This window comes from Rothia sp. 32237D007AR (genome assembly GCF_053544675.1).
Genome location: NZ_JBPPUO010000026.1, coordinates 1 through 2,174, shown reverse-complemented (window position 1 = coordinate 2,174; position 2,174 = coordinate 1). Strand labels below are relative to the sequence as shown.

Here is a 2,174-nt window from a genome sequence, read left to right as displayed (position 1 = left end):
ATTCGAAGATGCTCGCGTCCACTATACAGTTCTCAAACAACAACCCGATACCACGCAAGGCAACCAGACAAAAAACCTGACCACAACTTCCGTGCCGGGAACCTGAGAGCAACAAACCACACTGGCTTATTACCTCAAAACCCAAAAGCGCACCAGCATTACACACTCTCATCAGCACCCACCCTCAAGCAGGCACCTGAACTAACATTCCACCCATGAGCAAACCACCTTAGCGACACTCGCGCCAAGCATGGCTCAACCAAAAATGTTGAAGCTCCTTAGAAAGGAGGTGATCCAGCCGCACCTTCCGGTACGGCTACCTTGTTACGACTTAGTCCCAATCGCCAATCCCACCTTCGACGACTCCCTCCCACAAGGGGTTAGGCCATCGGCTTCGGGTGTTACCAACTTTCGTGACTTGACGGGCGGTGTGTACAAGGCCCGGGAACGTATTCACCGCAGCGTTGCTGATCTGCGATTACTAGCGACTCCGACTTCATGGGGTCGAGTTGCAGACCCCAATCCGAACTGAGACCGGCTTTTTGGGATTAGCTCAACCTCACAGTATCGCAACCCTTTGTACCGGCCATTGTAGCATGCGTGAAGCCCAAGACATAAGGGGCATGATGATTTGACGTCATCCCCACCTTCCTCCGAGTTGACCCCGGCAGTCTCCTATGAGTCCCCACCATTACGTGCTGGCAACATAGAACGAGGGTTGCGCTCGTTGCGGGACTTAACCCAACATCTCACGACACGAGCTGACGACAACCATGCACCACCTGTATACCAGCCCCGAAGGGAAACTCTATCTCTAGAGCGATCCAGTATATGTCAAGCCTTGGTAAGGTTCTTCGCGTTGCATCGAATTAATCCGCATGCTCCGCCGCTTGTGCGGGCCCCCGTCAATTTCTTTGAGTTTTAGCCTTGCGGCCGTACTCCCCAGGCGGGGCACTTAATGCGTTAGCTACGGCGCGGAAAACGTGGAATGTCCCCCACACCTAGTGCCCAACGTTTACGGCATGGACTACCAGGGTATCTAATCCTGTTTGCTCCCCATGCTTTCGCTTCTCAGCGTCAGTTACAGCCCAGAGACCTGCCTTCGCCATTGGTGTTCCTCCTGATATCTGCGCATTTCACCGCTACACCAGGAATTCCAGTCTCCCCTACTGCACTCTAGTTAGCCCGTACCCACTGCAAACCCGGGGTTAAGCCCCGGGCTTTCACAGCAGACGCGACAAACCGCCTACAAGCTCTTTACGCCCAATAATTCCGGACAACGCTCGCGCCCTACGTATTACCGCGGCTGCTGGCACGTAGTTAGCCGGCGCTTCTTCTGCAGGTACCGTCACTTTCGCTTCTTCCCTGCTGAAAGAGGTTTACAACCCGAAGGCCGTCATCCCTCACGCGGCGTCGCTGCATCAGGCTTGCGCCCATTGTGCAATATTCCCCACTGCTGCCTCCCGTAGGAGTCTGGGCCGTGTCTCAGTCCCAGTGTGGCCGGTCACCCTCTCAGGCCGGCTACCCGTCGTCGCCTTGGTGAGCCGTTACCTCACCAACAAGCTGATAGGCCGTGAGCCCATCTAAAACCAGTACATATCCCTTTCCACCAGCATCCCATGCGGGAACTGGTCGTATCCGGTATTAGACCCCGTTTCCAAGGCTTATCCCAGAGTTAAAGGCAGGTTACTCACGTATTACTCACCCGTTCGCCACTAATCCACCCAGCAAGCTGGGCTTCATCGTTCGACTTGCATGTGTTAAGCACGCCGCCAGCGTTCGTCCTGAGCCAGAATCAAACTCTCCGTTGAAAAAATGAAGTAGTTGATGATCCTAGTCTCTGATTGTTAGCGAACCATTCACCACGGGGTGGTGTGGTTCGAGCTGACGAATCTGAAACCAATTGATTATCAAATTCAGTAAGAAACCGGTGGTTTCTTACGTGTTCTATAAATATTTGGTATCAGTTCAAGACCATCTCACGTTCCTTGCACCGTGTGGTGTGGTATTGTGATGATGGACGATAAGAATGTTATTTATAACATTGGTACGCTATTGAGTTTTCAAGCAACAAACCGCATTCTCAACCCTAGCTAGTGTTTCACTGGCCGGTGTTTCGTATCGGTCATTCTCATGTTTGTGTGTTACCCGTTTGGGCAACTCATTTAGTCTAT

1 rRNA gene is annotated in these 2,174 nt (G+C 52.6%); it reads right to left on the bottom strand.

From position 1 onward, the window contains the following. Positions 1-282: 282 nt before the first annotated feature. A 16S ribosomal RNA gene (locus ACED87_RS09360) occupies positions 283-1,811 on the bottom strand. Positions 1,812-2,174 lie beyond the last annotated feature (363 nt).